We start from the raw sequence: 23,139 nt of genomic DNA, 5'->3' as shown, positions 1-23,139 counted from the left end.
TGGTCGATCAACGTCAGATCAGCCCGCCCGCCAGAGGCTCTTTCATCGGGGCAGGGCGCAGGACCGTCAATCGCCGCGCTGTCGCAGGCGCATCGCCCACCGCAAGCCCTTGCAGCCTGACTGGCCGGACGCTCGGTTGAAACCCGCGCGCCGGGTGCGTCATGTCAGCGATGGGCGAGATAATCGGCTGAAACATAACCCGAAACACTGGGCCTGTCGGTCAACGTCACCCGACACCAGACTTTCCCTTTGGTCGTCACGCAGTTCTGGCGGGTCAGGCGCGTTCCGTCGGGCAGGCCGATGATGATTTTATGGTTGAGGCCGGGGCCGTCGCGCAGCTTCAGGAGGTCGTTCGGCCCGGCGCCCTTGACCACTGCGCCAGAACCGACCGCACAGCCTGATGCGATGGTGAGAACGAGAAGAGCAGCAAAATGAGTTCGCATCATGTGACCTGAATCGTTTTGCCATCAATACGACAGGATCACCGCAAATGACAGTCGGCAGGTTGCGAGCAGGGCGGAGGCGTGGCGAAATCAAGGGCTGAAGGGCGGCTTCGCCATGCGCGTCATATCCACGTATTGCCGTGGCAACGTTGGGGGGCGCTGGTCTCGGGAGTGCCGCCCAGTCATCCAGCGCGTGCCTGCGCGCCTGCTTCGTGCGGACGTGCGCAATGCCCGTCCGTCACCTTCCCGTCGTGAAGAGGAAACTGCGGGTCGTCATCAGGTTCTGCCAGCAGCGGCTCTGCACGTCGATCAACGGATCATCCGTCCTGATCTCGTTGAACTGCCAGACGTCGTTCCGGAGTTAGGTCCCGCTGCGGTCCCCATCCGATCAGGCCTCTCCAAAGAGCACGTTCTGCTCACGCCTCCGGCCTCTTTGGAGAGGCCTGATAGAGGACGAAGCTGCGACAGGGCTTTTCGGAGGTGATCTCTCCGACAGCGGTGGGGGTCTGATAGGTTGCAGCGTCAGAGGGCAGCGCGTCGGTGCTCGGCTCCGCGAGCGGCGACCGACTGGCCGTGCAGGCCGGTGCGTTATTGTCCATGCAGCCCATGTCGTAGCCGCGCGAGGCCTCAGCGATACGGCCGTCGACAGTCTTCAGCTTCCCCGCTCAACGTCTCGCTGGATCAGCTTAACGCCATGGCGATAGGCCCGCGCTTTGCCATGGCGACCGGGAACCCGGAACTGACGCGGAGCGCGGCGGCCACATGCTATCATTGGCCTCGACCATCAAAGCGATTTCCCCTGTCCCGCCCGGAAACGACTGCAGCCGTGGTGCTGGCCGCATCCGCCGCTTACCGGATCATGCCGGGCTGGTGCGAAACACGGCGGGCGCTTCGAGAGTTCAGCTTGGACCAGGATTGGTGATCTGACGGTGAGGAGTCACCGGCTCGGTGAGTTCCCCGGTCAGGATATGACCAGATACGCGCCGCGTCGGCGGATGCTCTTCTGGCATCGCTCGCAGGATGCCAACCGCGCGCCATCGTCGCGCTCGGAAAGGCGGCACCCCGTTGGCGATGCGGGCTGCTGGATCAAAGACGCAGCCCGCCGGATGCCTCGATCCGCTGGCCCGTGATCCAATGCGTCTCGCCAGTCAGAAGCGAGGCCACCGCGCCGCCGATATCCTCGGGCAGGCCCGGACGGCCAAGCGCAGTGCTGCTTGAAACCATCTGGTTGATTTCGGGGTTGTCGCGCACCACCCCACCGCTGAAATCCGTCGCCGTCGCGCCCGGAGCCACCGAATTGACGGTGATGTTGCGGGCACCCAGATCGTGGGCGAGATACCGGGTCAGGACCTCAACCGCGCCCTTGAACGTCGCATAGGCGCTGCTGTTCGGATTGACAAACCGCGTCACGCCGGAGGTGATATTCACAATGGAGCCGCCGTTCTGGATGAGCGGTAAAAGCTTTTGCGTAAGCAGGAAGACGCCCTTGAAGTTCACCGTATATTGCTGGTCAAGCTCTTCTTCGGTGATCTGGGCAAACGGCGTATGGTTCGAGATCCCGGCGTTGTTGACCAGATAATCCAAACCGGGTGCACCCCAGATGGCCAGCGCCGCTTTGACGCTGTCGGCGAAAGCGTCGAAGGTCGAGGACTTCCCGGTATCAAGCTGCAGGGCAACCGCCTTGCCGCCGTTCTGCTCGATCTCGGACACGAGCGCGCGCGCCTCATCCGCGCGGGTATGATAGGTGAAGATCGGCCACACGCCTTGCTTGGCCAGATTGAGAACGATGCTGCGCCCGATGCCGCGACTTCCACCGGTCACAATCGCAATTTTCGCTGTCGATGACATTCTCTGTGCTCCGTTTGGTGACCTAGCTGATGAGGGACAAGATAGATTGTGTTTGCTATCAGGATAATTGCATATTCCAGAAACAGTCTGTGCAGAGTGACGAACAATGCGCATCGATATGAACGATCTGTCGGCCTTTGTGGCTGTCGCCCAGGCCAAGGGATTTCGCGAGGCCTCACGCGCCAGCGGGATGAGCCCGTCGTCGCTGAGCGAGGCCGTGCGTCGTCTTGAAACCCGGCTCGGCACCCGATTGTTTCATCGCACGACGCGCAGCGTAGCCCCGACCGAGGCAGGCGCGCGTCTTTTGGACCGGCTCGCCCCCGCATTGACCGAAGTCTTCGCCTCGCTCGACACGGTCAGCGCGCTTGGCGATGCCCCGAGCGGCACGTTGCGGCTCAATGTTCCGGTCAATGTCGCGCGGCTGATCCTGCCCGGGATCGTCACACCCTTTCTCGCGCTCCATCCCCGGATCCGGCTCGAGGTGACCGCCGAAACCGATCTCGTCGATATCGTCGCGGCCGGTTGCGATGCGGGCATCCGATACGAAGAGAGGCTGGCGCAAGACATGATCGCCATTCCGATCGGACCGCGCCGCCAACGCTTCGCCACCGCGGCGGCCCCCGCCTATCTCGACCGGATGGGACGGCCCCGGCATCCGCGCGAGCTACTTGATCATGCCTGCCTGGGCAGCGGCTCGGCCAACGGCGTCGCCCATGCCTGGACCTTCGAACGTGAGGGCGAGCTCGTCAAAATTGACCCGTCCGGGCCGCTTGTCGTGCGCTCCGGCGCGGCTTTTGATCTGGCCGTTGACGCGGCAATCGCCGGGCTGGGCGTCATTTCCATTTTCGAGGATTGGTTGCGCCCCCATCTCGACAGCGGTGCGCTGGAACCCATTCTCGAACCGTGGTGGCAGGAGTTTTCCGGGCCATTTCTCTATTTTTCGGGAAGCCGCCTCGTGCCCGCACCGCTGCGCGCATTTATCGACTTCATCAAGGGCGAACGTGACATCCGCTGAGAAGGGGGGCGGGCGAGCAAGGACTGTGGCCTATCCTGTCAGCGCGAGGTTACCACCCCCGCCTCACGCTTTAACCGCGCGGGGGCTTCCCAGGATGATCCCCACCGCAACAAGCGCAAGACCGGCATAGACGGATCCGGCGGTGCGATAGAGGCCGTCATATCCGACTTGGGCGATCACGGGCTGGCTGAGGATCGGGGACATGAAATATCCGAAAAACAGACAGGCGGTGACCAGACCTGTCACTCTGGCGCGCAACTCGAATTGGGCGATCTGAAGGGCAGATGCCATGATATTCGGCATCATCATGCCCAGCCCGAACCCCATGACGGATAGGCTTATGGTCAAGCCGGTAAAGGACGCGACAAAGGACAGCGCCATCGCTCCCCCGGCCATCAGCGTGAATGCCGCGGCGAAGATTTCGGGGATCGTCCATCGGTTGCGCAGCTTGCCATAGGACAGCGCCGAGATTGCCGCGATCAGATTGAAGACACCGATGAGGATGCCAACCGTTCGGGCATTGGGATAGCCAAGCTCTTTGAGGTGGAAGGCGAGTTGGGTCGGAACGGTATAAAACAACGCATTCGCCACAAAGGTCGTCAGGCACAGCAGCGCCAGGATCAGCCAATTTTGCTTCCCGCCTGAAGACTGTGGCGTGGTTGGATCAGGCTGGTTTCGGACCGGCTCGCGCACGAAAACCACAGCGGCAGGAAAAATGAGGAAGGCGAGACCGTAGAGGATAAACGGCGCGCGCCAGCTCACATCGGCGAGAAAGCCGCCGCCGACAACAAAGACGACGCCGCCAATCTGAGTGAAGGCCTGTTGCAACCCGAAGAAACGCGCCCGTGCCCCGGGGGCGAAATAATCTCCGACCAGAGCGGTTCCAACCGTCATGATCGCTCCGACGGCGAGGCCGAAAATCGCGCGGCCCAAAAGGACACCGGTCAGGCTGGTCGCGACAAGGCCCGACAGTCCCGCAGCCGCGTAAAGAAGGATCGCCGCCAGCAAAAGGCGTTTGCGGCCATAGCGATCGGCCATGGCCCCCGCGATCGGCGCCGAAACGACGACGAAGAGCGCGGGCAAGGTCAGGACCATGCGGCTCATCAACTCGACATTGCTCTGTCCCGCGAAGGCCTGACGGATCGCGGGAAGCGAGGGAGAGACCACCGTTCCCGACATGATGGTAAGCGCGGCGACCGCCAGCAATGTCGCTTTCAGCGGCCATGACGGCTCGGTGTGGGCTAGAGTTCGCGGCATGATCAGGCCGCCTCGGAACAAGGGCGCGGATTTCGCACAGATTGCGGCGGTTCGCTCGGCAAGCAGGGCTGGCCCGGCAAAGGGAGGCCATTGGATTTGCGCCGCGCAGGGTGATCCGACTGCCGCAGATCACGTATCTCCAGTGAAATATCCGCTGTCCGCGATATCCGGCCCGGCGATCCGCCGCCCGTGACATTGCCGGAAGACAACTTGCAAACAACACCTTGGATCGCACGAAACCTGGCTTGCCGGGAGAGCATGGAACGGTCCTTTCTGGCAGTTCCATATTGTGATAAAACCTCAACCATAGTTGAGGTCAAGGGGCGAAAATGGAGAAGCAGCCGAGACCGATTCCGAAGCGCGATCTTTCGGTCGGCGAAGTGGCAGCGCGGGCGGGTGTTCCCATCTCGACCGTGCACTTTTATGAGAAGGAGGGCCTGCTTCAAAGCTGGCGCACACCAGCGAACCACCGGCGCTATGAGCGCTCTGTGCTTCGCCGCATCGCCATCGTCCGGGTCGCGCAGCGCGCGGGCGTGCCGTTGAAAGAAATCCAGACGGCGCTCGCCACGCTTCCCGATCAGCGCATGCCGACGCAGGATGACTGGGAGAGGCTCGCGGCGGGATGGCGAAAGCAATTGACCGATCGGATCGATCGCCTGACCCGATTGCGCGATCAGCTGACGACCTGCATCGGCTGCGGCTGTCTCTCGACACAGGATTGCCCCCTGCGAAATCCCAACGACGCACTTGGTGAAGGGCATGCCGGGCCGGTTCTTCTGGAAGGCAGGGATTGACGAGACTAGGCGCGTAGGATGCGCCGGCCATCTATGCCCCCGTGTTCGTGGCGCTTGGAGGGTCAGCCTTGAGGCGAAACACCAGCGCGAAGGTGCGCCAGAGCCGTGCGCGCATCAAGAAGCCAATCGCGGCCCGCGAATCCGGGGCCTAACCCCAACCGTCAAGATCGCGACCGATCAGTGCCGCGACCCTGTGGATGTCCTCGCGATAGAGCGCGCGCAGATAGCCGCGATCGCAATCGCTGAGCGGCGCGAGGGTCTCGTCGCTCAGAAGCGGTCGGATCATCTGTGGCTCGGGCGCGGCTGCGGTTTCGTCGCAGCCAAGGAAACGCCAGACGCGTGACAGCGTGGGAATGTGATCGGTTTTCAGATCATCGGTCGTCAGGAACAGACATTGCTCTGCGGGAAAAAGCGCGAGCAGCCGCTCGATCTGCGCCGCGTAAAAACCGCGCTCGACATAGGAAAACCGCGCCGGGTTTTCCGCCACACGCAGGCGTCCGGCCCGGATCGCCTCCGGGAAATCGAGCGTCTCCGCTTGGCGCGTCCGCTCCATCCGCCAATGCGAATAGGCGCGCTCGACCGGGTCGCGAAGGACGGTGATGAGCTTGGCGGCGGGGTTATAGGCGCGCAATCGCGAGAGCGCATGCGGATGGAAAATATAGGCCGGGGTGGCCTCGCCTTTGCGCGCCTCGCGCGGCACCTTCGCGAAATGGGCCTCGAGCTTGCGATAATCCGGCACGGCCCAGTCGGTCGCCCCGTCGGAGTTGAAGAAATGCAGCTCTTTGGGTTCGGGCAGGAAGATCTGGGGATGGCTCGACAGAAAGCGATGGAGCGCCGTGGTGCCGCCCTTCTGAATGCCGATAATGGCAAAATCGAGCACAGGCGTCGCGATAGGCTCAGACATCATCCAGATTCTTTCCTGAAAAATCTGAAGGTTAGGGGCGTTCTACCGCCACGTCACCAGATTTCGCCAGATGCTCCGCCTAATAGCCCATGGCGATGCCCGCACGCAGAGGCGCCCTTCAGCGCCCGCGCCCGGGGTCGCTCACTTCGCGAATGTCGCGATATTGCGGGCAATCAGCGCCGCCGGATCCCCGGAATCGGTGCTGTCGAGCAGCAGAACCTGAACCTGCTGACGTGCCAGCCTGTCGCTCAGGGAAGCGGGCAGGGCGCGCGCGGTCAGAACCGTGGTGATGCCCTCCCGTGCGAGCCAAGCGGCAAGTTTATCCGCCCGCGCCTCGGTCCATTCATCGGGCGCGGCGATCAGGCGGGCGCGTAGATCGAGCCCGAGATCGGCGGCGAAATAGCCAAATTGCGGCGAGAGCGCCACGACATCGACATTGTCGCGCTGCGCCAAAGCTTGATCGGCATGGGCCTTGATCTCCAAAAGCTCGCGCTTGAGGCCCGCAAGGTTTTGCCCCAGCTGATCCGCATCCGTGGGCGCGAGCCGCGAGAGATCGCCGGTCACAACCTCGGCCATCTCGCCCAGACGCGAGGGCGAGAGCCAGGGCGCGGTTTCCTCGCCCTCGGGCGGCATCGGCTCTAGCCCCAAGGCGGCATAAAGCGGGGCCTCGGTCGCTGCCGGATCAAGGACGGCCATGCCGGGCATGCGCTCGTCCAAGGGCTGGGCCGCGTCGATTTCCACGATGCGGATATTGGCGCGGCGCGCGGCGGGGTAAAGCGGATCCTCGGCCCAGAAGGAACGGAAGGTCAGGACTGCATCGGCCCCCAAAGCCGCCTCGTCCAAACCGGCGTGCCCCCGTCCCGCGAGATAAGAGGCCACGCGCGAGGGGGGCAGCTTATCGGGCTGGACCGCGACGACCTCAATCCCCGTGCCCTCGGTCAGACGACGCGCCAAGGCCTCGGCGGCGGGATGGGCGGTGAGCAGGGTTTCAGCATGGGCGGCAGGTGCCAGCAAAACGGCAAGGCCAAAGAGCCATTTCATGCGAAATCTCCTTTCAGGGCGGGGACCAAAGCGCGCAGGGCCGCGCAGATCAGGAAGCAACTGCCCGCGACAAGGATGATCGCGGCGCCGGAGGGCACCGGCAGATCATATTGCATCGGCAGCAAGATCCCCGTGATGGTCGAGAAAGTGGCGATCCCGACCGAGGTCCACCAAAAGCCGCGAATGCCGCGCGCAACCGTGCGCGCCGCCGCCGCCGGAATGACCAGCAGCGCGCCGACCAGCACCGCCCCCACGATTTTCAGCGAGGCAACCGTGACCAGCGTCACCAGCATGACGAAGAGATAATCAAGCGTGCGAACCCGGACCCCGCGCACCAGCGCCAAGGCGGGATGAAAGCTCGCGACCATGAAGCGGTTGTAAAGCCAGGCGGTGACGCCCGTGACCAGCGCCCCCACCACGGCCAGCACCGCAAGATCGGTGCCATTCACGGTCAGGATCGAGCCGAAAAGCACGTTTTCAAGGATATGGACATTGATCCGCCCGGCAAGGATCAGCAGGATCGACGCCCCGAGCGCGAGCGACATCGACAAAAACACCCCGATCAGCGTATCCGCAGACAGCCCGGTGCGGCCCCGTAGAAATTCGAGCCCGACCGCGAAGATCAGGCAATAACCGAAAAGCGCGCCATAGGGGCTGGTGTAGGGCTCGCCCGCCAGAATGCCAAGCGCGACGCCGGTCAGCGCCGCATGGCCGACGGCCTCGGCGAAAAAGGCGTGGCGGCGGACGACGACCAACGTGCCCAGAGAGCCGAGCATCGGCCCGACGATCAGCCCGGCCAGCAGCGCATTGACGGCAAAACCCCAACCCAGCGCGGCCGGCAGCCAGCCCGCCTCAGCCAAGGACTGGACCCATTGGCGAAAAGCCTCGAATGTCATGCGGCAAGGCCTCGATGCGAGAAAAGGTCAAGCGCGCGTTCGGGCGTCAGTTCGCGCGCGGGGGGGCCGTCAAAGCGGACCTTGCGGGCCAGCGCGGTCACGCGGCAGGCAATGCGGCGCACGGCATCGAGATCATGTTCGATCCAGAGAATGGTGACGCCTTGGCCGCGCAGATCGGTCAGGAGGCGCTCGAAAAGCGCGGCTCCGGCCTCGTCGAGAGCAGCCATTGGCTCGTCGAGGATCAGCAGATCCGGCGCGGGATCAAGGGCTTGGGCCATCAAGACGCGCTGACGCTCGCCCCCCGACAAAGCGCCCATGCGCCGATCCGCCTTGCCCGCCATGCCGACGCGCTCGAGCTGGGACAAAAGCCGCGCGCGGGTCGCGGCCTTGGGGCGCAGGAAGGCCGGGCGCGGGCTGTCGAGCGCATTCAGAAAATCGAGCACCGTCATCGGCAGGCCCGCGTCGAATTGCAGGGTTTGCGGCACATAGGCGATACGGCCCGGCGCGCCCGGCCAATCGAGCGTGATCGTGCCGCGAAAGGGCATTTGGCCCAGAAGACAGCGGATGAGCGAGGATTTCCCGCCGCCATTCGGGCCGACGATCGCATGGATCGTGCCCGGCGTGATCGTCAGATCGACGCTCTCCAGCGCGCGGGTGCGGCCGAGCGTCAGGCCAAGACCTTCGAAGCGGATGCCCGGCCCGCGTGGGAGCGCAAGGGTCGCGCTCATGCCTGACCCGCCTCGCGGATGGCGCGGGTGATGGTGGCGAGGTTTTGCGCCATTTCGACCTCGAATTTCTCGGCGGTATATTCGCCGTGGATGATGTGCGAGAGCGGATACATGGTGACGCCGGTTTCGCGCTCGATGGTTTCGACATAGGCCGAGGGGAAGTTCGATTCCGAGAAAATCACCGAGACATTCATGCCCCGGATCTTCTTGATCGTCTGGGCCAGCTGCGAGGGCGAGGGCTCGATGCCATGGGCGGGCTCGACCACCGCGCTGGCCTCGAGGCCGAATTCGCGCAAGAGGTAGTCGTAAGCGCCGTGAATGGTCGCGACCTTGAACTCGGGCGAGGGGGCTTGGACGACCTGCGCCAGAGCCTCGGCGCGGAGCTGGCGCAGGCGGCGGTTATAGGCCCGGGCGTTTTCGGCAAAACTCGCGGCATGATCGCTGTAGAGCGCGCCCAGATCGGTCGCGATGGTCTGCACCTGCGAAATCGCCCCGGCAATCGAGATGAAACTATGCGAATTGACCACGCGCCCGTCGATCGTATTGCCCAAGCCGCGCGCGAAAGCGCCGACGGCGGGCAGCAGCGGCACGTTACGATTGGCCTCGATCACCGGGACATCGGGCCGCCCCGAAGCCGCGATCATCCGGCCCGCGAAATCGTCATGGCCGATCCCGTTCACCACCACCGCATCCAGCGCGCCAATGCGGCGAATGTCCTCGGCGCGCGGTTCATAGGCATGGGGGTTGAAGCCCACGGGGACCAGCGGGACTGGGGCCCCGGCCTCGCCCGCGATATTGGCAACCCATGAGTAATAGGGGTGCAGCGTCACGCCGATGCGGATCGGCTGGGAGCCAGCCGCTCGCGCGTCGCGGGCAAAGGGCAGGGACGAGAGGGGCAGGACCAGCCCCGCGCCAAGCAGGCCGCGTCGTGTCAGGCTCAATGCACATCCCTCCGAGTGACGCTGGCATCATAGCGGGTTGCGACCATCTGCCAGCCCGAGGCGATCAGCGAGGCATCGCTCAGATCGCCCGTCGCGGCGGGGCTTGCGGCGATCCAGACGGTCGGAGCATCGCCTTCAAGACGCAGCAGCATCGGCCGCGCCAGATCGGTTTGCGCGGGCAGCCCAAGCCAGGCTTGGCGATCCGCCGCCTCGATCTTTTGCCAGAGATGGCCGCCACGCACCGCCGAGGCGGCGTCGGTGGTGAATGGCGGCAGGCCTTCGGCGGCAAGCGTCTCGACACGGCTGTCGGGCAGGAAGGGGATTTCCGGCGCGGCGGTCAGAAGATCGGCGGTGATGCCCTGCTCGGCCGCATTCAGCCCGCTGCGCAGATCAATCTGCCATTCGGGCAAGGCCACGATGTCGCTGTCCTGCCGATGAAGCGCGATCACGCCCGCCGATCCCGCAAGGATCGCCACCACCAAGGCCAGAACGGCAAGGCTTTCGCGCCGCCCCGATGAGGGCAGAACGGCGCTCTGGGTCGGGGCAAGCACCGGGGTCGTCACATCAACAGGGTTCAAGGCGCGAGGCCCTCGATATCCTGATAATCGACCTCGACGATATGGCCGGGGCCCGCGTCAAAGAGGACGTAAAACTCGCCCTCGGGCTTTTGGAAGCTGACCTTCGAGCTTGCGTCGAACTTCGCCGGAACCAGCACGTCCTCCTCATAGGAAATCACGTCGAGCTTGACGCCTTCTGCGCTGGTGCCGTCCGAAAAGCCGCCCTCGCAGATGATTTCGCCCGCTTTGGCCGCGCAGGTGCAAAAGGGGTAATGCGCGGCAGCAGGCAGCGCGGAAAGCGCAAGGACAGCCGTGGCGATCAGGATGCGGTTGGTCATTTCTGGCCTCCCTCTTTGCGGGCGAGCCATTTGGCCGTCGCCGGTGATGCGGTCTCAAACGAGATCCCGCCCATATGGACAGAGCCGTCCCATTCCTCGACCGTCAGCCAAAGCCCGTCGTCGAGTTTCGCGCTGCCGGGGATTTGCACATCGCCCATCAGACGCGCGGGCGCGCCGCTGAACATCGCCCCCGCCGCCCGGACCGAGCGCGGTTTACCCACGCGCAGATAGACGGCGCGGATGCGGTCCTCGCAGCCCGTGCAAAGCGCCACGCCAAAGACCTTGCGGTCGCCCGCCACGCCCTGCGCAATCGGGGCGTCGGTGTTGAATTCGGCGATGCGCAGCGGGAAGGGTCCGACCTCGACCACGCTCGGTTCGCGCGCGCCCAAGCCCGCCTTGCCGCTGCCCATCATGGCGAGGTTGAAGAAGGACGGGAAAAACGCAACCGGCACGACGACGATCAGCGCACCGAGATGAAAGCGCCAATCCTGCCAGATCCGGCCGAGGCGGGTGGTGGCATTGCCCCTTGCGACGCCCGCGCTCATTCGCCGGGCTCCATGACCGGGGTGGCATTCGGGTCCAGACGGGGCGCGCGGCGTTCCTTGACGATATCCTTGGTCTTGCCGACGGTGCGCTTGGTCCAGATCAGCATCCCCGAGAGCACCATCATCGAGAGCATCAGGCCGAAGAGGAAGTAGAGCACCTTGAGCCAGACCCCCATGAAATCGCCGAAATGCAGCGGATACATCGAGGCGGTGATCAGCTCGACCGCCGTTTGATCGGCCATGCCGCGGGTCTTGACGACCTCGATGTTATAAGGATTGACCGCAGCACTTTCATAGAACAGTGGAATAGCGCCGCGCCCGAAAAGCTCGATCGGGGAAAAGGCGTTCGAGGGCAGAAAGATGCTGTCGACACGCAGGCCCGGATTGGCGGCTTCGGCGGCGGCGATGGTCGCATCAAGGCTCAGCGGCGGCAGCTCGCTTCTCAGCGCAACATCGGGCACGAGATTGCGCTCAAGCACCGTTGGGATGCCAGCCGTCGAGAGCGTGACGCCCGAATCCGACAAGATCGCCTCGATCAGGAACCATGTCGCGGTGATACCGATGATCGCGATGAAGGGGATCGACCAGATCCCAGCAAGGCGGTGAAAATCACCCCAGAAGGTCCGCGCGCCTTTGCCAAAGCGCAGGCGCGGCTTGAAATAGGCGCGCCAGAATTTCTTGTAAACGAGAATCCCGGTAATTAGCGAGCCGAGCATCGGCAGGCCAAGGATCGAGACCGCATACCAGCCCCAAGAATAACCGCTCGTCCATGGTGCGAAAAGCCAGCCATGCAGCGCGCGGGTGAAGTAGCGGAAATCGACGGTCGGCTGCTCGCCCTGGACATGGCCGTCATAGGGGTTGACGTAAAGCGTGCGCGCCTCGCCGCTTGGATCGCCGATGCGGACGGTGGGGGCGAAATGACGCTCGACCGGCCAGGTAATGCTTTGGAGCTGCGCGCCGGGGTTCTGCGCCAGCACCGCTTGGGCCAAAGCATCCGCGCCCAGACGCTCCTCGGCACCAGAGGGCCGCGAGGCGCGGACCTCGGTGTTGAGCAGCCATTGGATCTCGTGGCTGACCGTCGCAATCGTGCCGGTCACGCAGATGAAGAAGACATAGGCCCAGATCGGCAAAGCCAGCCAGCCATGCAGCAAAAGCCACAGCCGCGCCATGCCGCTCTTCTTGCGTTTGGCGGGTTTGGCAGCGGAAGGATGAGCAGGCGCTGTCTGTGACATGGGCATCTTCCTGAAAAGGTTCCGGTTTCTATTGCAGAAAATTCCCGACAGGAAAAGTCGGAATACGCTGATCATAGTGTTTTACTCAAGATATTCGCGCATAGAGACGGCTGAAATCCTGCGCCCCGGCGTCCTGCAGGTGCGGGTGCAAAAGGCCCGCAGAGTGTCTGCGGGCCTTTCTGGTCATCAGAACTTTGCGCGCAGCGTGATCTCGGCGCTGCGTTGGTCGCCATAGACCACGGTGCTGTAAAAGCCCGTCGTCGCGTAGTATTTCTTGTCGAAGAGGTTGTTCACCGACAAGATGACTTCCGCTTTGTCATTGATGTCGTAAGCAGCATTCAGATCCCAAACCGAATAAGAGCCCTGATGGACATTGGGGCCCGAGGTTTGCGTGAAGACCATGCTGTCGGTCGCGCTCTGCCAGCGGACGGCACCGCCAAGGGTCAGCTTGTCGTCAAGGATGTTCGCCACGCGGTAATCGGTCGCGAGCTTCAGTGTATGCGCCGATTGGTCGACATAGCGTTTAATGCCGTTGTTGTCTTTCGAGCTGCGGTAGGTATAGCCGCCCGAGACATTCCAACGGTCATTGATCGCACCCGCAGCCTCAAGCTCGAAGCCCCGGGTCTTGGTGCCATCAATGCTCTCATAGACTGCGCGGTTTTCCTCGGCGATCCAGTCGACGTAATTCGGCACGTTCTTCTGATTGGTCTGGAAGATCGCCGCAGACGCGAGCAGCCGGTCGTCCAGGAACCCGGCTTTGACGCCCAGCTCATAGTTCCAACCATCGGTCGGCTTGAGATATTGCTTGTTCACATCGCGCTCGAGCGTGGGTTTGTAGATGCTCGCGATGCTGCCATAAGCGGTGTAGGTCGGGTTGATGTCATAGGTGAAGCCGAGATAGGGCGTCGCCTTGGCCGAAATTTTATACTTGGCGGTGGGTGTACCGCCCGAGCCTTCCTCGCCATCCCACCAGCTGATCCGCGAACCCGCCAGGATCGCGAATTGATCGGTGATGCTCAGACGCGTCGTGCCATAGATCGCATATTCCTTGGTTTTGCTGATCGAGGCGAAATCAACGGCGTTCGACGCGGGCGGCGCCGGGTAATGGCCATTCATATTGTTGATATTGATCGGGAAGTCCGGCCCGGGCGGGTTGCCGTAATAGTCCCCCTTGCCAGAGGAGGCCATCGCCCCGACCACGAAATGGTGGTCGCGTCCGAAGGCTTGGAAGTCGCCGTTCAGGATGGCGTTGAGATTGTCTTGCTTGTTGCCGCCGTAAAAGCGTCGCCCATAGCCCTCAAGCCCCTCGCCAGTTACGCGATCGGGGCGCGCGACCGTGCCCGTCACCGGATCCCAGATCCCCGAGATCCACAGAACCGCCGTGTCCGAGTCGTTGTTGACATGGGTATAGACCACGCGGCCGGTCCAGCCGTTGTCGAAGATATGTTCGAGCGACAGGAAAGCTTCGGTCCGCTTGGTGTCGGCATAGGTCCAATCGGCGCCGTTCGACGCGCCTTTGGGCCAGTCGATCAGCGTCCCATCGGAATAGAAGGGAACAAGCCCACCCCAGGTCGAGCCTGTAGCTTTGGTCTTTTGATAGGTGAGGCCGGCGCTCAGGGTCGTATTGTCGGTCAGATCGACATCCAAAGCGCCGTAAACGACGTATTTCTTCTTGTTATAGCCGTCGATCGAGCCGTCGCGATTGTCGTAAGCGCCGACCAAACGGCCGCGCACCGTGCCGTTTTCATTGAGCGCGCCAGAGATGTCGCCCTCGATCCGGCCGCCTTTGGGATGAGCAAAGGACAAGGCGGCTTCGCTGCGGAACTCTTCGGTCGGGCGTTTGCGGATGAAGTTGATCGAGGCGCCGGGCTCGCCCGCGCCTTGCATGAGGCCAGTCGCGCCGCGCACGAATTCGACATGGTCATAAAGCACCATATCAGCATTGTTGCGGCCAAATTCCGAGGCGCCCGAGCTTGGGACCGGCACGCCGTCATATTGATAGGCATCGACGCGGAACCCACGCGAGAAATAGCTGATCCGGTCGCTTTCCAGCGCCTGAACCGTGATCCCGGTTGCCGCCGTCATCACATCCGAAATGGTGGTGATGCTGCGGTCTTTCATCTGCTCAGCGGTGATCGCGCTGGTCGATTGCGGGGTTTCTTTCTGGCTGAGCACCAGCCCGGTCGCCGAGCGCATCCATTCCGTCGTCCAGCTTCCGCTGTCTTCGGTTGTGGTCGCGGGGGCGGCGGTGAGGACAACCGTATCCAGCGTCACGGCATTGTCGATCGTCTGATCGCTGGCGTCCTGCGCACCGGCTGCAACCGCCATGACCAGCAGCCCCGAGCCGAATGCTGTCGTCAACCGCATCACTGCGGGAAGAGAGAGGGGGGTCATCCTCATGTCACAATCCTGTCTGAAAGAGGTGGATTGCTTGCGACATGCTGGCTACGTGCCTGCGCTAAGGCGCGAGCGGCCACGAGATCAAGCGCCTCCCTGCGCCGGGCTCACGAAACCGTGCAGTCAGGCGGTTAGCGTTGCTTTTTTGCAACTTTGAGGTGATCTTTTGGACAGGAATGAAACTTGGGTGACCGGGTTGCCGGTTTCTGACCTCGGGCCACCGCAGTCGGTTGAGCCGCAGTTAGCTGCAAGGATATGCCGGTGATCCGGCAGGAAGTCCTTGCCGGATCACGGGAACATCAACTCGTCACGACCTTGCAGTAAACCGCTTTACCTCTGACACAAATGGACAACGCCGCTACCGGCGATTTGGTTGCTTGCGAAGCGGGCCAGACCGGATTTTTCTTTGCAGATTGTTACATGAGCGATTTTTGAGGTCCTAGGACCCCAAAAAATCGACCGCATGGGGCATAGCCGCGGGCAGGGGCGGGACGAGCTGCGGTCCTTCGCCGCTTTTGCCGCTTGGGCGACAGCTCCATCTTGTCACTGCGCGCCTCGGCTGCCAGAAGCAATCTTGGGAAAAAGGAATTCGACCATGAGCGATGGCAAAGCACAGCCGAACGGCACAACCTCCGCGCAAACGACCGCCTCTGGCGGGGTGCCGCATCATGTGATCACCGGCAAGGAAGTGGCGCGGAACTGGGTCATCTTCTTTGCAGGCATGGCCGCACTGATGACCGGCAGCTATTGGCTCTTTAGCTGATCGACCCGAGAACGCATCCGGGCCGCGCAGCGCGGCCGGACTCGTGAAAGCGGGCAGGGCGCGTCAGCTCTGCCCCGAGACCTTGCGCGCGACATAGGCCGCCGCCGCCAGCAGCACGATCAGCAGACCATAGCCTGTCGCCGTGACCGTCAGCCCCAGCACCGGAAGCAGCAGCCCCGCGAGCAGCGTCGGCGCGCCAAAGGCAAGATAGCTCAGCGTCAGAAGCGAGGCGAAGAGCTCGCCACGCTCATCAGGCGCGCTCAGCGGGATCAAAGTGCGCAACGAGCCATAAAAGCAGGTGCCAAAGCCCATACCCGCGACGCCAAGCGCGACAAGATAAAGCGGCAGCGAAACGAGGCCCATGCCGACCAGCGTCAGCAGAATGCCGAAGGCCAAAGCCGCAGTTCCCGCCAAAGTGATCTGACGCGGGTTATAAGCGCGGGCGAAAAAGCAGGCGAGGGCGCCGGTTCCGGCCAAAAGCGTCACGACAAAGGCCTGAATGAAGGTGCTGTGCAGCCCGAACACCCGCGCCATGATCGGCGCACCGAGCGACAGATAAAGCCCGCCCGTGGCCCAACCGGCAATGATCGCGGGCGCGGCGCGCCAGAAGGCCGCGCGGGCTTGCTCGGGCAGCCCAAGCCGAGGGCGCAAGGCGGCCAGAAAACCCTCGTGGCGCGGCGAGGTTTCGGGAAGCGCCCAGACTGCCACCGTCAGAACCACGCACAAAAGCGCGAGCCCTCCGAAAATATCAAGCTTCGGCGCGACTGCGATCCCCATGACAAATCCCGAGACCAAAGCGCCAAGCGCAAGCCCGGCCAAAGGGATCACCGAGTTCGCAATCGCGGCCAGACCGGGGCGCGACGGTGGTTCCAGATCAACCAGCGTCGCCGAAAGGGTCGAGAGCAGCAAAGCGCAGGCCACGCCCTGCAACGCCCGCGCAAAGAGCAGCCCCTCGACGGTCGTGGCCTCTTCGAAAAGCACCAATGCGGCCGCAAGCAGCGCGAAGCCGACAGACAGGACCGGCCTGCGGCCAAGATGATCCGAACTAGAGCCGGCCGTCAGCAAGACCGCCAGCAGGAACAACGTATAAACAGCAAAGATCCCGGTCATCGCCAGGTCGGAAAAGCCGATATCCTGCTGCAGAGCCGGGTAAAACGGCGAGGGCGCACTTGCGCTTGCCATCATCAGCATCAGCCCAGCCAGAACGATGGAAAAGCCGGTCCAGTGACGGGCGCTGTAGGGGGGATTGATCAGCATCGCGTCCTCGGCTGAAGGTGAGTTCGACTTTTTTCGAACCATTCAGCTACTACCCTTGCCATGATGGTTCAAGTATATTCGAACCATGAGCACCGAGATTTCTGACCGCCTCAACCCCTCGACCGCCACAGCCGCCTTGGCCGCTGATGCGCCAATCGTCGAGGATTTGCCGCATCCCAGCCGTGACGAACTGGTCTTGTCGCAGGTGCTTTTCGCCTTGAGCGACCCGGCACGCCTCGACATCCTGCGTCAGCTTGCGGCGGGGCCGATCGATATGGCGCGGTGCCATTTGCAGGATCCATCCGTTGCGAAATCGACGAAATCGCATCTGATGAAGGTCCTGCGCGAAGCGGGCGTGATCCGAAATCAGCCGAAAGGTCGGGGACGCGTGCTCAGCCTGCGCCGCGCCGACCTCGATTGCCGCTTTCCCGGGCTTCTGGACGCGGTTCTGGCTAGCCTGCCAGCGGCGCGCTCCGAGGATGCCTTGGGCTGATTTGGGCTCTGCGGGTCTATTTTTACCTTAAAAAATCAATGATTTGCTAAATATTTCGGGAGATTCATCTCGGCTTTCATACTGCCGAGGCGCCTGAATCTCGAATGCGGCAAGCCTTTCTCAGCACGAGAAACCCGACCAGAACCTCGAAACCATGCGTCATTCCAACTCGAGAGAGAGTGCCGGGCTCGTATGAAATGGAATAATGGTAATCCGTATTATGTCATAAAAATCCGAAAGCCTACAGCTTGAGACTGACCAGGATCGCACCTGCCGCGATCATCATGACCCCCAGCCAATTGATCCAAGCCAGACGCTCGCCCAGAAACAATGCCGCGAGGATGGCCACGAAGACCACGCTGAGCTTGTCGATTGGAGCGACGCGCGAGGCTTCTCCGATCTTCAGCGCGCGGAAATAGCACAGCCAGGATGCGCCGGTGCCAAGCCCGGACAGGATCAGGAAAAGATAGGTGCGCGGCGCGACCGAGCTTAGCGGTTGCCATTGGCCGGTGACGACCACGATGAGGACGAGCGCCACCAGCACCACCACGGTGCGGACCATGGTCGCAAAATCCGAGCCGATATTGGCGATCCCGATTTTGGCGAAGATCGCGGTGGATGCGGCGGCAATGGCCGAGAGCACCGCCCAGAATTGCCAGCTGTCGATCAGAGATTTCATAAAGCCCTCATTCCTGCCGCTTGCATGCGACACGTTCGCTATGTTCGCGCCGCGCGCCGTCTAGAGCAACTCCCCAATCTCACGCCTCATTCGACTGAGATGGATTCGGCCGCGAATTCACGTCACAGCGAAAACGCTTTCGACGTCCAAGCAGCTTTCTGCGCCGCAACTGCAACCGGTCGGTTGTGTTTCCCGGGCTCCGGCGCGAAGTTGCGCGCATCCGCTTGTGACCGCACGCTCTTTGGCAAAGGATAACCCATGGCTGTCAGCACTCCGGTTTGCGACTTCGGCGCGCCGATCCGCGATTTCGCGCTGCCGGACCCAAGGGGCCGCCTTCACCGGCTCGAGGATCTGCGCGGCGCCAAAGGCACGCTTGTGATGTTCATCTGCAATCACTGCCCCTATGTTCAGGCCGTGATCGACCGGATCGTGCGCGATGCGCGCGAGCTGCAAACCTTGGGCATTGGCGTGGTGGCGATCTCGTCGAATGACGTGGCCAGCTATCCCGAGGACAGCCCCGCGCATATGGCCGAAGAAGCCTTGAGACATCACTTCACTTTTCCTTATCTTTACGATGAGGATCAATCCGTTGCACGCGATTATTCCGCAGAATGTACGCCCGATTTCTTTGGCTACAATGCCGAGGGAAAGCTACAATATCGCGGGCGGCTCGATGCCTCGGGACGCAAGCCCGGGCCAGAAACGGCGCGACGCGAGCTCTTCGAGGCGATGAAAGAGATCGCCGAAACCGGGCATGGCCCAAGGGATCAGATCCCGTCGATGGGCTGCTCGATCAAATGGAAGACGACATGAACACCTGCCTGCATCCCTGCCCGCTTGTCTTTGACCTTGACGGCACCTTGATCGACAGCGCGCCCGATATCCGCGCCGCGGTGAATGAGGTTCTGGCCGAGAATGGCCTGCCCGCGCTTACGCTGGCCGAGGTCCACGGCTTTATCGGTGGCGGTGTCGAGGTGCTCTGGCGCAAGATCATCGCGGCCAAAGGGCTTTCTCCCGAAGATCATGCCCGCTATGTCGCGGCCTTCCTGACCCGCTACGAGGCGGCAACCGGGTTGAGCGCGCTTTATCCCGGCGTGACCGAGGCTCTGGAAACCCTTGCCACGCGCGGTCATGCCTTGGCGATCTGCACCAACAAGCCGCTCGAGCCTGCCCGTGCGGTTTTGCGCAAGACCGGGCTCGATGGCTTTTTCCGGGTGGTCATCGGGGGCGATTCCCTGCCGGTGAAAAAGCCCGACCCTGCCCCGGTCCAAGCCGCACTTGCAGCGCTTGGTGCGGATCCCTTGCGGCCTGATGGGATCTATATCGGGGACAGCGAATATGACGCAAGCGCGGCCCTTGCTGCGGGCGTGCCGTTTTTTCTCTTCACCGAAGGCTATCGCCACCTGCCTGTCGAAGAGATGACGCATCACACAAGTTTCAGTGATTTTAAAAATCTACCGTCGCTTGTTGAGAAACTGCGTGATTAACTCCTTGGGCCGGGTCCGCCGCGAAAGTTGCGGTTGAAGCTTCCCGGCCCTATCCTTAAGTCGTAACCGTCTCAACGGAACAAAAAGGTGGCGGAGATGGCCCAGCCCGAAGTTCATGCGTTCTTCGATCCGGCAACCAATACGGTCAGCTATATCGTGCGCGATCCTGCAAGCACGCATGTCGCGATCGTCGATTCCGTGCTCGATTTCGACTATGCCTCGGGGCATACCGACACGCGCAGCGCCGATGCGATCGTGGCTTTCGTCAAGGAGCACGGCTGGATCACCGATTGGGTGCTCGAAACCCATGTCCATGCCGATCACCTGTCCGCCGCGCCCTATCTACAAGAGCGGCTGGGTGGCAAGATCGGCATCGGTGAGCGCATCACCGTGGTGCAGGACACCTTCGGCAAGATCTTCAACGAGGGCTCGGAGTTCCAGCGCGACGGCAGCCAGTTCGACCGGCTGTTTGCCGAGGGCGATACCTTCGAGATCGGCGCGCTTGAGGGGCGGGTCCTGCATACGCCCGGCCATACGCCGGCCTGCCTGACCTATGTCATCGGCGATGCCGCTTTCGTGGGCGACACGCTTTTCATGCCCGATTATGGCACCGCGCGCTGTGATTTCCCCGGAGGCTCGGCTGATCTGCTGTTCGGCTCGATCCAGAAGATCCTCGCTCTGCCCAATGAGACCCGGATCTTCGTCGGTCATGATTACCTGCCCGAGGGCCGCAAGGAGTTCCGCTGGGAGACCACAGTCGCGGCAGAGCGTGCGGGCAATATCCATATCGGTGGCGGTCGCGCGCAGGAAGATTTCGTCAAGCTGCGCGAGGCCCGCGATGCCACGCTCGGCGCGCCACGCCTGATCATCCCGTCCCTGCAGATCAATATGCGCGCGGGCCATATGCCGCCCCCGGAAGAGGACGGGAACAGCTATCTCAAGGTGCCCTTGAACAAGCTTTGAACATCCTGGCTTGACAGTCACCCCTCAGAGGTTGAACCGTCTCGCCATCGCTTTCGGCCGCTGCATGATGGAGACCCCGATGGACCTGCGCCAACTCACCCCCGATCTCGCCGTTTCGCCCCAGATCGACATCGAGGATGTGGCCGTCCTTGCCCAAGCGGGGTTTCGCGTCCTGATCAACAACCGCCCCGATGAGGAAATCGGCACGGATTTGGACAACGAGGCGATGAAAGCGGCTGCCGAGGCGGCGGGACTTGAATATCACTTCATCCCCTTCCAGCCCGGCACGATCACGCCCGATATGGTTTCGGCCTATGCGGCGGCGCTGGCAGCTGAGGGGCCGAAGGCCGCCTATTGTCGCTCGGGCAACCGCTCGACCGTGCTCTGGGCCTTGGCCTCGGCTCGCGATCTGCCTTTGGATGAGATTCTCGCCACCGCGACCAAGGCGGGCTATGACCTTTCGGGGGTGGCGCCATTGATCGCCTCGCTCGCGCGGGGCTAGGCGACGGTGAGCCTCACCGGGCCTGACGGGTCGCGGCGTTTTCGCCGCAGCCCGCGCCGGTATCTGCCGATCCTCGATTGGGGACGGCGCTATGACCGCGCGCTTTTCGGGGCGGATCTGCTGGCCGCCGTGATCGTGACGATCATGCTGATCCCGCAGTCCTTGGCCTATGCCCTGCTGGCGGGGCTTCCGGCAGAAACCGGGCTTTACGCCTCGACCCTGCCCCTGCTCCTCTACACCTTCTTTGGCACGTCGCGGACCTTGGCCGTCGGGCCGGTTGCGGTCGTCAGCCTGATGACCGCCGCCGCCGTCGGTAATCTGGGCGAGACCGGTGTTTCTCCGGTCGCTGCCGCCGCCATTCTTGCGCTGCTCTCGGGGCTGATGCTGCTCGCCATGGGGCTGGCGCGGCTGGGCTTTCTCGCCTCGTTCCTGTCGCATCCGGTGATCTCGGGCTTCATCACTGCTTCGGGGATCCTGATCGCGGGCTCGCAGCTGCAAAACCTTTTGGGCATCAAGGCGGGCGGCCAGACCCTGCCCGATCTGGCCACAGCCTTGGCCACCCATCTCAGCGGCACAAGGCTTGACGCGGTGCTGATCGGTTTTGGCACGCTTGGCTTTCTGCTTTGGGCACGGCGCGGTCTCGGCCCGCTTTTGAAGCGTCGCGGTGTGGCGCCTGGGCTTGCGGCGGTGCTGGTGCGCGCCGCGCCGGTGCTGGCGATCGCGCTGACCACCTTCATCTCATGGCACCTCGGTCTGGCCGAGCGCGGGCTCGCGGTGGTCGGCACGATCCCGGCTGGCCTCCCCGCGTTGAGCCTTCCGGGCTTTGACGCCGCGATTTGGCTGAAGCTTGCGACGCCTGCGCTGATGATCTCGATCATCGGCTATGTCGAAACCGTCTCGATCGCCCAGACGCTGGCCGCGCGCCGCCGCGAGCGGATCGATCACGATCAAGAGCTTGTCGCGCTTGGTGCCTCGAACCTTGGCGCGGCGATGGTCGGCGGCTTTCCCGTCACCGGTGGCTTTGCGCGGTCGGTGGTGAATTTCGATTCCGGCGCGCGCACGCCTGCGGCGGGCGCCCTCACTGCCATCGGCATGGCTTTGGCGACGCTGGCGCTAACTGGGCTCCTCTATCATCTGCCGCAGGCGACTTTGGCCGCAACCATTGTCATCGCGGTGCTGTCACTGGTTGATCTTTCAGCCCTGCCCCGGACCTGGACCTATTCGCGCGCCGATGGGCTGACCATGGCGGTGACGGTGCTGATAACGCTTGGCTTTGGTGTCGAGAAAGGCATTGCGACCGGCGTGATCCTGTCGCTTGCGACTCATCTCTACCGCACCTCGCGCCCCCATGTCGCGGTGGTTGGGCAAGTGCCGGGCACCGAGCATTTTCGCAATGTCGACCGCCATCACGTGGTGACCGCGCCGGATGTCCTCTCGATCCGCATCGACGAGAGCCTTTACTTCCCGAACGCCCGTTTCCTTGAGGAAACGCTTTATGCGCAGGTCTCATCACATCCCGAAATCCGCGATGTCGTGCTGATGTGCCCCGCCGTGAACGCCATCGACGCCAGCGCGCTTGAGGCGCTCGAGGCGGTGAACGACCAGCTTTTGAGCTCGGGCGTGCGGCTGCATCTCTCAGAGGTCAAGGGCCCGGTCATGGACCGTTTGCGGCGCAGCCATCTGCTCGACAATCTCGGCGGCAAGGTTTTTCTAACCCATGCCGATGCCATGGCCGCGCTTGCCCCTGATCTGACGGCGAAAACCCGAGCAGAACCGCGTTGCGAAACGGCACGCGATGAGCGAGGACTTTGCTGAGGCGGGAACCGAAGCGCCAACAAAGTGTTGAATATCAATATCGTCGAGCAGTGCCGAAGTTGCATCGCCCCCGCTCGCGTTAAAGGAGAAAGAGCCATGAACTCGATCATCTATCTTGTCGGCCTCGTCGTTGTCGTCCTGTTTATTCTGGGGCTGCTTGGTCTGCGATAAACCGCTCTTACCGTTTCTGCTGGCGTTTCGGGGCCTCTTGCGGTAGGGGGGCGCTACATCCTGAAAGGCCAGT

At 62.7% G+C, this 23,139-nt stretch carries 24 protein-coding genes; 9 read left to right on the top strand and 15 right to left on the bottom strand.

Annotation, left to right across the window (positions count from 1 at the left end; all coding sequences use genetic code 11):
- Nucleotides 1–164 precede the first annotated feature (164 nt).
- Both JCM7686_RS07555 and JCM7686_RS07550 read right to left on the bottom strand, forming a co-directional pair.
- A complete protein-coding gene (locus JCM7686_RS07555) occupies nucleotides 165–443 on the bottom strand; it encodes an SH3 domain-containing protein (protein WP_041527703.1) in 279 nt (92 codons plus the stop codon).
- Nucleotides 444–1,529: 1,086 nt separating this feature from the next.
- Entirely contained in the window at nucleotides 1,530–2,291 is a 762-nt protein-coding gene (locus JCM7686_RS07550) for an SDR family NAD(P)-dependent oxidoreductase (RefSeq protein WP_020950260.1), read from the bottom strand.
- A 118-nt stretch (nucleotides 2,292–2,409) separates the two neighbouring features.
- Between JCM7686_RS07550 and JCM7686_RS07545 the strand changes: the two genes are divergently transcribed.
- Nucleotides 2,410–3,306: a LysR family transcriptional regulator gene (locus tag JCM7686_RS07545; protein ID WP_236635878.1), complete on the top strand. Its 897-nt coding sequence runs from the start codon at nucleotides 2,410–2,412 to the stop codon at nucleotides 3,304–3,306.
- Between the two features lie 63 nt (nucleotides 3,307–3,369).
- Here JCM7686_RS07545 and JCM7686_RS07540 read toward each other — a convergent pair whose 3' ends face one another.
- Nucleotides 3,370–4,563 (bottom strand): MFS transporter, encoded by a 1,194-nt coding sequence (locus tag JCM7686_RS07540; protein WP_020950258.1) that lies wholly within the window; start codon nucleotides 4,561–4,563, stop codon nucleotides 3,370–3,372.
- Between the two features lie 329 nt (nucleotides 4,564–4,892).
- Between JCM7686_RS07540 and soxR the strand changes: the two genes are divergently transcribed.
- Nucleotides 4,893–5,357: a redox-sensitive transcriptional activator SoxR gene (gene soxR / locus JCM7686_RS07535; RefSeq protein WP_020950257.1), complete on the top strand. Its 465-nt coding sequence runs from the start codon at nucleotides 4,893–4,895 to the stop codon at nucleotides 5,355–5,357.
- A 148-nt stretch (nucleotides 5,358–5,505) separates the two neighbouring features.
- Here soxR and JCM7686_RS07530 read toward each other — a convergent pair whose 3' ends face one another.
- From JCM7686_RS07530 to JCM7686_RS07485, 10 genes are all read right to left on the bottom strand, one after another.
- A complete protein-coding gene (locus JCM7686_RS07530) occupies nucleotides 5,506–6,261 on the bottom strand; it encodes a sulfotransferase domain-containing protein (RefSeq protein ID WP_041527702.1) in 756 nt (251 codons plus the stop codon).
- A 141-nt stretch (nucleotides 6,262–6,402) separates the two neighbouring features.
- Nucleotides 6,403–7,302 (bottom strand): metal ABC transporter solute-binding protein, Zn/Mn family, encoded by a 900-nt coding sequence (locus tag JCM7686_RS07525; RefSeq protein ID WP_020950255.1) that lies wholly within the window; start codon nucleotides 7,300–7,302, stop codon nucleotides 6,403–6,405.
- Nucleotides 7,299–8,198, bottom strand: a complete 900-nt coding sequence (locus JCM7686_RS07520; protein ID WP_020950254.1) for a metal ABC transporter permease — start codon at nucleotides 8,196–8,198, stop codon at nucleotides 7,299–7,301. The genes JCM7686_RS07525 and JCM7686_RS07520 overlap by 4 nt, the downstream gene beginning before the upstream one ends.
- A complete protein-coding gene (locus tag JCM7686_RS07515; protein WP_020950253.1) occupies nucleotides 8,195–8,926 on the bottom strand; it encodes a metal ABC transporter ATP-binding protein in 732 nt (243 codons plus the stop codon). Before JCM7686_RS07515 ends, JCM7686_RS07520 begins: the two co-directional genes overlap by 4 nt.
- Nucleotides 8,923–9,867: a metal ABC transporter solute-binding protein, Zn/Mn family gene (locus JCM7686_RS07510; RefSeq protein WP_020950252.1), complete on the bottom strand. Its 945-nt coding sequence runs from the start codon at nucleotides 9,865–9,867 to the stop codon at nucleotides 8,923–8,925. Before JCM7686_RS07510 ends, JCM7686_RS07515 begins: the two co-directional genes overlap by 4 nt.
- A complete protein-coding gene (locus JCM7686_RS07505; RefSeq protein ID WP_020950251.1) occupies nucleotides 9,864–10,445 on the bottom strand; it encodes a DUF6162 family protein in 582 nt (193 codons plus the stop codon). Before JCM7686_RS07505 ends, JCM7686_RS07510 begins: the two co-directional genes overlap by 4 nt.
- Nucleotides 10,442–10,762, bottom strand: coding sequence for a hypothetical protein (locus JCM7686_RS07500; protein WP_020950250.1), 321 nt, complete (start codon nucleotides 10,760–10,762; stop codon nucleotides 10,442–10,444). The genes JCM7686_RS07505 and JCM7686_RS07500 overlap by 4 nt, the downstream gene beginning before the upstream one ends.
- Nucleotides 10,759–11,307: a hypothetical protein gene (locus JCM7686_RS07495; protein WP_020950249.1), complete on the bottom strand. Its 549-nt coding sequence runs from the start codon at nucleotides 11,305–11,307 to the stop codon at nucleotides 10,759–10,761. Before JCM7686_RS07495 ends, JCM7686_RS07500 begins: the two co-directional genes overlap by 4 nt.
- A complete protein-coding gene (locus JCM7686_RS07490) occupies nucleotides 11,304–12,539 on the bottom strand; it encodes a PepSY-associated TM helix domain-containing protein (protein ID WP_020950248.1) in 1,236 nt (411 codons plus the stop codon). Before JCM7686_RS07490 ends, JCM7686_RS07495 begins: the two co-directional genes overlap by 4 nt.
- 186 nt (nucleotides 12,540–12,725) lie before the next feature.
- A complete protein-coding gene (locus JCM7686_RS07485; protein ID WP_020950247.1) occupies nucleotides 12,726–14,939 on the bottom strand; it encodes a TonB-dependent siderophore receptor in 2,214 nt (737 codons plus the stop codon).
- Between the two features lie 592 nt (nucleotides 14,940–15,531).
- Between JCM7686_RS07485 and JCM7686_RS24670 the strand changes: the two genes are divergently transcribed.
- Entirely contained in the window at nucleotides 15,532–15,699 is a 168-nt protein-coding gene (locus tag JCM7686_RS24670) for a hypothetical protein (RefSeq protein ID WP_020950246.1), read from the top strand.
- A gap of 63 nt (nucleotides 15,700–15,762) precedes the next feature.
- Here JCM7686_RS24670 and JCM7686_RS07480 read toward each other — a convergent pair whose 3' ends face one another.
- The gene (locus tag JCM7686_RS07480) at nucleotides 15,763–16,956 is read right to left on the bottom strand and encodes an MFS transporter (protein ID WP_041527207.1); all 1,194 of its coding nucleotides are present in this window, start codon (nucleotides 16,954–16,956) and stop codon (nucleotides 15,763–15,765) included.
- Between the two features lie 85 nt (nucleotides 16,957–17,041).
- Between JCM7686_RS07480 and JCM7686_RS07475 the strand changes: the two genes are divergently transcribed.
- Nucleotides 17,042–17,449, top strand: a complete 408-nt coding sequence (locus JCM7686_RS07475) for an ArsR/SmtB family transcription factor (RefSeq protein ID WP_020950244.1) — start codon at nucleotides 17,042–17,044, stop codon at nucleotides 17,447–17,449.
- A gap of 241 nt (nucleotides 17,450–17,690) precedes the next feature.
- Here JCM7686_RS07475 and JCM7686_RS07470 read toward each other — a convergent pair whose 3' ends face one another.
- The gene (locus tag JCM7686_RS07470; protein ID WP_020950243.1) at nucleotides 17,691–18,128 is read right to left on the bottom strand and encodes an EamA family transporter; all 438 of its coding nucleotides are present in this window, start codon (nucleotides 18,126–18,128) and stop codon (nucleotides 17,691–17,693) included.
- Nucleotides 18,129–18,386: 258 nt separating this feature from the next.
- Here JCM7686_RS07470 and JCM7686_RS07465 point away from each other — a divergent pair, with 258 nt between their 5' ends.
- The 5 genes from JCM7686_RS07465 to JCM7686_RS07445 all read left to right on the top strand — a co-directional run bounded on the left by JCM7686_RS07465 (nucleotide 18,387) and on the right by JCM7686_RS07445 (nucleotide 22,895).
- Nucleotides 18,387–18,941 carry a thioredoxin family protein gene (locus tag JCM7686_RS07465; protein ID WP_020950242.1) on the top strand — a complete coding sequence of 185 codons (555 nt, stop codon included), beginning with the start codon at nucleotides 18,387–18,389 and terminating at the stop codon, nucleotides 18,939–18,941.
- Nucleotides 18,938–19,615 carry a phosphoglycolate phosphatase gene (gene gph / locus JCM7686_RS07460; RefSeq protein ID WP_041527206.1) on the top strand — a complete coding sequence of 226 codons (678 nt, stop codon included), beginning with the start codon at nucleotides 18,938–18,940 and terminating at the stop codon, nucleotides 19,613–19,615. Before JCM7686_RS07465 ends, gph begins: the two co-directional genes overlap by 4 nt.
- A gap of 96 nt (nucleotides 19,616–19,711) precedes the next feature.
- Nucleotides 19,712–20,578, top strand: coding sequence for an MBL fold metallo-hydrolase (locus JCM7686_RS07455; protein WP_020950240.1), 867 nt, complete (start codon nucleotides 19,712–19,714; stop codon nucleotides 20,576–20,578).
- A gap of 79 nt (nucleotides 20,579–20,657) precedes the next feature.
- Nucleotides 20,658–21,080, top strand: a complete 423-nt coding sequence (locus JCM7686_RS07450; RefSeq protein ID WP_020950239.1) for a TIGR01244 family sulfur transferase — start codon at nucleotides 20,658–20,660, stop codon at nucleotides 21,078–21,080.
- 6 nt (nucleotides 21,081–21,086) lie between these two features.
- Nucleotides 21,087–22,895, top strand: coding sequence for a SulP family inorganic anion transporter (locus tag JCM7686_RS07445; protein WP_020950238.1), 1,809 nt, complete (start codon nucleotides 21,087–21,089; stop codon nucleotides 22,893–22,895).
- Nucleotides 22,896–23,139 lie beyond the last annotated feature (244 nt).

Source organism: Paracoccus aminophilus JCM 7686 (assembly GCF_000444995.1).
Lineage (GTDB): Bacteria > Pseudomonadota > Alphaproteobacteria > Rhodobacterales > Rhodobacteraceae > Paracoccus > Paracoccus aminophilus.
This window is presented reverse-complemented; position numbering and strand designations above follow the sequence as displayed.

Coding starts and splice junctions, on each gene's coding strand:
- soxR (WP_020950257.1), top strand. CDS start 4,893: ATGGAGAAGCAGCCGAGACCGATTCCGAAGCGCGATCTTTCGGTCGGC.
- JCM7686_RS07480 (WP_041527207.1), bottom strand. CDS start 16,956: ATGCTGATCAATCCCCCCTACAGCGCCCGTCACTGGACCGGCTTTTCC.
- JCM7686_RS07485 (WP_020950247.1), bottom strand. CDS start 14,939: ATGAGGATGACCCCCCTCTCTCTTCCCGCAGTGATGCGGTTGACGACA.
- JCM7686_RS07545 (WP_236635878.1), top strand. CDS start 2,410: ATGAACGATCTGTCGGCCTTTGTGGCTGTCGCCCAGGCCAAGGGATTT.
- gph (WP_041527206.1), top strand. CDS start 18,938: ATGAACACCTGCCTGCATCCCTGCCCGCTTGTCTTTGACCTTGACGGC.
- JCM7686_RS07455 (WP_020950240.1), top strand. CDS start 19,712: ATGGCCCAGCCCGAAGTTCATGCGTTCTTCGATCCGGCAACCAATACG.
- JCM7686_RS24670 (WP_020950246.1), top strand. CDS start 15,532: ATGAGCGATGGCAAAGCACAGCCGAACGGCACAACCTCCGCGCAAACG.
- JCM7686_RS07525 (WP_020950255.1), bottom strand. CDS start 7,302: ATGAAATGGCTCTTTGGCCTTGCCGTTTTGCTGGCACCTGCCGCCCAT.
- JCM7686_RS07500 (WP_020950250.1), bottom strand. CDS start 10,762: ATGACCAACCGCATCCTGATCGCCACGGCTGTCCTTGCGCTTTCCGCG.
- JCM7686_RS07520 (WP_020950254.1), bottom strand. CDS start 8,198: ATGACATTCGAGGCTTTTCGCCAATGGGTCCAGTCCTTGGCTGAGGCG.
- JCM7686_RS07465 (WP_020950242.1), top strand. CDS start 18,387: ATGGCTGTCAGCACTCCGGTTTGCGACTTCGGCGCGCCGATCCGCGAT.
- JCM7686_RS07530 (WP_041527702.1), bottom strand. CDS start 6,261: ATGTCTGAGCCTATCGCGACGCCTGTGCTCGATTTTGCCATTATCGGC.
- JCM7686_RS07550 (WP_020950260.1), bottom strand. CDS start 2,291: ATGTCATCGACAGCGAAAATTGCGATTGTGACCGGTGGAAGTCGCGGC.
- JCM7686_RS07540 (WP_020950258.1), bottom strand. CDS start 4,563: ATGCCGCGAACTCTAGCCCACACCGAGCCGTCATGGCCGCTGAAAGCG.
- JCM7686_RS07450 (WP_020950239.1), top strand. CDS start 20,658: ATGGACCTGCGCCAACTCACCCCCGATCTCGCCGTTTCGCCCCAGATC.
- JCM7686_RS07475 (WP_020950244.1), top strand. CDS start 17,042: ATGAGCACCGAGATTTCTGACCGCCTCAACCCCTCGACCGCCACAGCC.
- JCM7686_RS07470 (WP_020950243.1), bottom strand. CDS start 18,128: ATGAAATCTCTGATCGACAGCTGGCAATTCTGGGCGGTGCTCTCGGCC.
- JCM7686_RS07515 (WP_020950253.1), bottom strand. CDS start 8,926: ATGAGCGCGACCCTTGCGCTCCCACGCGGGCCGGGCATCCGCTTCGAA.
- JCM7686_RS07490 (WP_020950248.1), bottom strand. CDS start 12,539: ATGTCACAGACAGCGCCTGCTCATCCTTCCGCTGCCAAACCCGCCAAA.
- JCM7686_RS07555 (WP_041527703.1), bottom strand. CDS start 443: ATGCGAACTCATTTTGCTGCTCTTCTCGTTCTCACCATCGCATCAGGC.
- JCM7686_RS07495 (WP_020950249.1), bottom strand. CDS start 11,307: ATGAGCGCGGGCGTCGCAAGGGGCAATGCCACCACCCGCCTCGGCCGG.